This window comes from Robiginitalea sp., assembly GCF_049588695.1.
In the GTDB taxonomy this organism is placed as follows: Bacteria; Bacteroidota; Bacteroidia; order Flavobacteriales; family Flavobacteriaceae; genus Robiginitalea.
Genome location: NZ_JBAVZJ010000424.1, coordinates 1 through 5,441 on the forward strand (window position 1 = coordinate 1; position 5,441 = coordinate 5,441).

The 5,441-nt window shown below is 46.7% G+C and carries 5 protein-coding genes and 1 pseudogene; 3 read left to right on the top strand and 3 right to left on the bottom strand.

Going from position 1 to position 5,441, the window contains the following annotated elements; translation table 11 throughout:
* The 3 genes from WBV75_RS09960 to WBV75_RS09970 form a co-directional block, all read right to left on the bottom strand.
* Positions 1–590: uroporphyrinogen-III synthase (locus WBV75_RS09960; protein ID WP_424120470.1), on the bottom strand; the 590-nt coding region annotated here is incomplete at its 3' end.
* Between the two features lie 3 nt (positions 591–593).
* Positions 594–1,250, bottom strand: coding sequence for a DUF4271 domain-containing protein (locus WBV75_RS09965; RefSeq protein WP_424120471.1), 657 nt, complete (start codon positions 1,248–1,250; stop codon positions 594–596).
* Entirely contained in the window at positions 1,250–2,911 is a 1,662-nt protein-coding gene (locus WBV75_RS09970) for an ArnT family glycosyltransferase (protein ID WP_424120472.1), read from the bottom strand. The genes WBV75_RS09965 and WBV75_RS09970 overlap by 1 nt, the downstream gene beginning before the upstream one ends.
* Before the next feature lie 125 nt (positions 2,912–3,036).
* Here WBV75_RS09970 and WBV75_RS09975 point away from each other — a divergent pair, with 125 nt between their 5' ends.
* The 3 genes and pseudogenes from WBV75_RS09975 to WBV75_RS09985 form a co-directional block, all read left to right on the top strand.
* Positions 3,037–3,765, top strand: coding sequence for a polyprenol monophosphomannose synthase (locus tag WBV75_RS09975; RefSeq protein WP_424120473.1), 729 nt, complete (start codon positions 3,037–3,039; stop codon positions 3,763–3,765).
* Position 3,766: 1 nt separating this feature from the next.
* A pseudogene (locus tag WBV75_RS09980) lies at positions 3,767–5,101 on the top strand (dihydroorotase).
* The coding region (locus WBV75_RS09985; RefSeq protein WP_424120474.1) for a DUF4296 domain-containing protein at positions 5,098–5,441 on the top strand (344 nt) is incomplete at its 3' end. The pseudogene WBV75_RS09980 and the gene WBV75_RS09985, both read left to right, overlap by 4 nt.

Sequence of the window (5,441 nt, forward strand, 5' to 3'; positions counted from 1 at the left end):
AAGTCCGGGAAGTTTTTTAACAGAGATTCTATACCGGAAGGGCTGAAAAAGACCAGAACATCATAATAGACATTCCTGAGATCGGAGAGGTCGCTAATTACGGTTTTGTAGAAAATTCCGCGCTCCCATTTAACCCCCAGTTGATCCAGGGTATCCGGGGTATTTTGTTTCAACACATCTGATGAAGGCAGAAGGTAGCTTTCATCCTTATATTTTTTAAAAAGAGGCTGCAGGTCCTGAAAATTTCGCTTGCCGACATATATTTTCCGCTTGCGGTAAACGACGTATTTCTGAAGGTAGTAAGCGACAGCCTCCGACTGGCAGAAATATTTCATCGAATCGGGTACCTTAAAACGCATTTCCTCGGAAATACGGAAAAAATGGTCGACGGCATTGCGACTGGTCAGGATTATGGCGGTATAGCTGGTAAGGTCAATCTTCTGCTGCCTCACGCTTTTGGCATCTACACCTTCCACGTGAATGAAGGGCCTGAAGTCTACTTTGACTTTTTCCTTCTCAATGAGCCTGGAATAGGGACTGTTCTCCATCTTAGGTTCCGGTTGGGAGACCAGAATCGTCTTTACCTTCATATATCAGTCATTTAGCAGATTTGCAATGATCAAAAAAGGTGCAAATTCGAGGGTGCAAAGGTACAAAATAAAATAAAATAAATGCGAGGCGATTAACTTTTGATGGATCTTCACAATACTGATCCAACCGATACAATTGATTAGGAAAATAAGTCCAATACTTATGAATACCACGACTTTTGAGTCCTTTACCACATAACCCAACAAAAGATTGGCAAAGAACATCACCAGTGCACTGTAATTCAGATAGGTCATCTTTTTAAAGACCAATGCGTTAGTAACCTTACTGAATTCCAGAATCAATCCGCCGAGGAGTTGCATCCCGATTTTTATAAAAAAATATGTGAGCAGCAGGCCGCCGGAAACCAAAAGCATTGCTCCGCCGGGACTAATCTCGGTATCGAATAAAATTGAAAAAACAAATAGGGCAAAAAGGCTGAGGTTTAAAAACATAAACAGGCTCAATGCCAGATGGAAACCGTGGGTCAGCCGCCCTTTTTTATTGTAGAGAAAAATATACTTATTGTTAAAGGGTAGAATCATGAAATTCTGAAAACGGCTCAGAAAAAAGGCCCGGGCGAATACCAGGCAAAGCAGGCTCATTACAAAAATGAGTGTAATCCAATCATTTGTCGGGACAGCCCGCTGAATCACTTCCATTACGGTCTTATTCGTTGTGCCCTTCCGTTTAAACCAAAGGGCAGGCCATTCTCTGAAATCACCGCCCGCAGGTATACCGGATCTGCTTTCACAGGCTTTGGCAGGGTAAACCGAACCCTTACAGTGTCTCCGGGAACCAGCACCTTATTCGGGTCTGTTTGCGCATCTATCGGCCGCACTTCATTTAAGCGCTTTGAGGCATCTAAATAAGCGATTCCCAGACGCAGCGCTTTTAATGGAACGTTTTTTTGGTAAGGATTGTATATCCAGAAGGAATATTCCTTTCCGGCACTAAAGGATTCCCCCTCGGGTAACCCCGCTTTCAAATCCCGGTAGGAGGTGAAGTCCTCAATAAAACGTCCATACTTTTTGTCACCCTGTCCATCCAGGTAAAATACCCCCCTATCCGTTGTCCCTTTGTAGGCGTAAAATACTTTTTGACCCTGTACCAGGGCTTCCGAACCGTCTATGGCGTACTGGTCTTTTCTATAATGGGCATTGTTTAGGGAAATAGCCGGCTTTTGACTATAGAACCCATACATAGCGGCCTTGCGGTAAGAATTTTCAAAAATGACGGGAATGCCTTTGGTCAGGGTTTCAAGGTTGCCCACCCAGACTTTATTTCCGTGGCTTTCAAAATGACCCGGAAACAGGGGTTCATATACCAGCCCCAGGCGGAGCCATGCCAAAACGATGACATTCGCCAGGCCTAACCTCCATATCCATTTGCGCAATTTGGGTTGCCCCATCAGGCATTGCGCAACAATTACGGCCGCGGGAATGCTAATAACTACCAGCCATTGCGTTTGTACCCTGCGCTGAAAACTGGAGACAAAGAAGAATATCAGGAAGCCGTAAATGAGAAACACCAAAGCTTTTTCCAATTTGTTTCCGGCCCTGAAAGTAAAAAGAGTTCTGTATACAAAAGGAAAGGTAAGCCCGAAAAGTGCCAGGAGGTTTACCAGGAATCCAAGGGTGAACTTGGAAAAATCATAGGGTTGATTCGGACGCTCAAAGAGGTGGAATTCCAGGGAAATAAAATTGTGGTCATAAAGCCAATAGAGGTGGGGCAGGTAACACAGCAGTGAAACTCCGAGGGCCAGCCAGGCATACCGATTTTTCAAAAGTCGGAGGTTGGAAAAAAGTACAAACATGATAACCAGGGCTGCGTGGTATTTACTGTACATCAGGGCGGCCATACAGGCACCCAGGGCGAGGGAAATTAAAATGCCGGGTTGATGTACAAATCTGCGGTAAATCCATAAAAAAAGAGCCGTAAAAAACAAAAGCGGCGTATCGGGAAGACTTAAAAAACCGTAGGCATGAAGGAGGGTTATGGAGAGGATCCATACAAAAAACTCCTTGTAGTACACCTGTTTATCCGGGTGACGGACCAGGGACCAGATGAGCAAGGCGGTACCCGTTCCCAGCAAACAACTCACCAGGCGTACCCCCAGTTCATTTTGAAAAATTCCGTAGCCCAGTGCAATCATCCAGGCTACCATAGGGGGATGATCAAAATAACCCCAGGAAAGATTTTGTGAATAGTACCAGTAGTACGCCTCGTCATAGATTAATTCTGTGGCGTAGGCCTGAAGCAAATTGATTACAAACAGGCCTCCCAAAAGTATTAGCAAAGGTTTGGGAAGGAGTTTGTTCATTAGCGGCTGGGTTGGGCCAAAGGTACAAAATAAGCGTTTTTAATGTGGAGTTGCCCAGGTGTAAAAAAATCCCCACCCGGCAGGCTGCCACACTAATTTTGGTATTTTTGTCCAAATGCTCAGGTATGGCTGAAGGCCTTGTAATCATTCCCACCTATAATGAAATTGAGAATATCGAGGCCATTACCCGGGCGGTTTTTGCTTTGCCCAGAGCCTATGATGTACTTGTCGTAGACGACAATTCCCCCGATGGTACGGCAGATCGGGTCCGGGAGATGCAAAATGAATTTCCCCTCAACCTGCATTTGGAAGTACGAAAAGGGAAAACAGGCCTTGGGACAGCGTACATTCACGGTTTCAAGTGGGCCCTTGAACACTCCTATGACTATATTTTTGAAATGGATGCCGACTTTTCGCACAGGCCTTCAGATCTGACCCGCCTGCACCGCGCCTGTTTGGACGGGGCAGATGTGGCGATAGGTTCCCGGTACAAGAAGGGGGTAAATGTGGTGAACTGGCCACTCAAGCGGGTACTGCTCTCCTACGGCGCCTCGGTGTATGTTAAAATGATTACAGGGATGAATATCCACGACCCCACAGCGGGGTTTATGTGCTATCACCGAAGGGTGTTGGAGGCTATCGATTTGGATGCGGTACGGTTCGTCGGGTACGCCTTTCAGATAGAGATGAAATTCAGGGCCTACCGTAAAAAATTCAAATTGCAGGAGGTGTCCATCGTATTTACGGACCGGGAAAAAGGAGAGTCAAAAATGAGTAAAACCATTGTTTGGGAAGCCGTCTTTGGCGTCATTAGTATGAAAGCGCGAAGCGTCTTTCGAAAAAGCGAGTTTTAATATGGAGAAGACACTACTGAAGAACGCCAGAATGGTCAGTGATGGCAAGATTACAGAAGGAGACCTGCTCGTTGAGGGGAAACGTATTGCGCGTATAGACAGAGACCTGACTGATGCCACAGCACGAGTCATCGATCTGGAGGGAAATTACCTCCTGCCCGGACTCATCGACGATCAGGTGCATTTCCGCGAACCTGGCCTGACCCACAAGGGCGATATTGCCTCGGAAAGCCGGGCTGCTGTTGCGGGTGGGATCACTAGTTTTATGGAACAGCCCAATACGGTACCCCAAACCACTACCCTGAAAAAGTTGGAGGAAAAATTTGAGATGGGTGCGCGGTCTGCCTATGCGAACTATTCATTCCCGCTGGGGGGGACCAACCACAACCTGGAGGAAATCAAAAGGCTGGATAAAAATGCCTGTTCCGGGATAAAGCTTTTTCTGGGATCTTCCACCGGGGACATGTTAGTGGATGATCAGACCGTCCTGGAACGCATTTTCCGCAATACCGAAATGGTGATATGTGCCCATTGTGAAGACGAGGGGACTATACGCGCGAATGCGGCGAGGTATCGGGAATTATACGGGGAGGACATCCCGGTGAAATACCACCCTTTAATACGGAGCGAAGAGGCGTGCTATCTCTCCTCTTCCCAGGCCATTGCCCTGGCCCGGGAAACGGGAGCCAGGCTTCATGTCTTTCACCTTTCCACGGGGAAGGAAACCGCTTTATTCCGGAATGACATTCCGCTCTCAGAAAAGAAAATTACAGCGGAAGCCTGTATTCATCACCTGTGGTTTTCGGATGCGGATTACGAAACCAAAGGCGCTTTTATAAAATGGAATCCGGCCGTCAAAACAGCAGCGGACCGGGAACAATTGTGGGAAGCCGTTTTGGATGGTCGTATAGATGTTCTGGCTACCGACCATGCCCCGCATACCCTGGAGGAAAAAGCACAGCCCTATACCCGATGTCCTTCGGGGGGTCCCCTGGTACAACATGCCCTTCCGGCACTGATGGAAAAATTTCGCGAAGGGGTTATTCCACTGGAGACCATCGTTCAGAAAATGTGCCATAACCCGGCAATTCTCTTTAACGTCCGTGAAAGGGGATAGTTAAGGGAAGGGTATTATGCAGATTTAACGGTCGTTTCCCCCAATACCCCGTGGACTGTAAATAAAGAGAATATCCTTTACAAATGCGGGTGGTCTCCGTTTGAAGGGCAGCGGTTCCACTCCGGTGTATTATATACTTTTGTAAACGGCCATCTCGCTTTTGAAAAGGGTCGGATTTCCGAAAAACGAAATGCAATGAGACTTACCTTTGACAGATGATCAAACGTTTTTTTTACTGCGGGATATGCTTTTTGGTCCTCTCATGTGGAAACCAATTGATGGAGCCCCCGGAGGACCTTATTTCAAAAGAAAAAATGGCTGATATCCTTTATGACATTGCCCTGATTAACTCCATCGACAATAGCCATCCCCAGGTACTTATATCCAAGAACATCAAGGTTATGGATTTCGTATTTAAAAAATACGGCATCGACAGTGCGCAATTCGTGCAGAGCGATCGATACTACGCCTCAGTACCTGTCCTGTATGAAGAAATTTATCAGGCTGTTGAAGATCAGCTGGAACGTCAGAGAGACAGTACATCCGAACTTATTCAGGC

What these genes read in the sequence shown, in the direction of transcription:
- WBV75_RS09970 (WP_424120472.1), bottom strand. Translation starts at nt 2,911, where the DNA reads ATGAACAAACTCCTTCCCAAACCTTTGCTAATACTTTTGGGAGGCCTG.
- WBV75_RS09975 (WP_424120473.1), top strand. Translation starts at nt 3,037, where the DNA reads ATGGCTGAAGGCCTTGTAATCATTCCCACCTATAATGAAATTGAGAAT.
- WBV75_RS09965 (WP_424120471.1), bottom strand. Translation starts at nt 1,250, where the DNA reads ATGGAAGTGATTCAGCGGGCTGTCCCGACAAATGATTGGATTACACTC.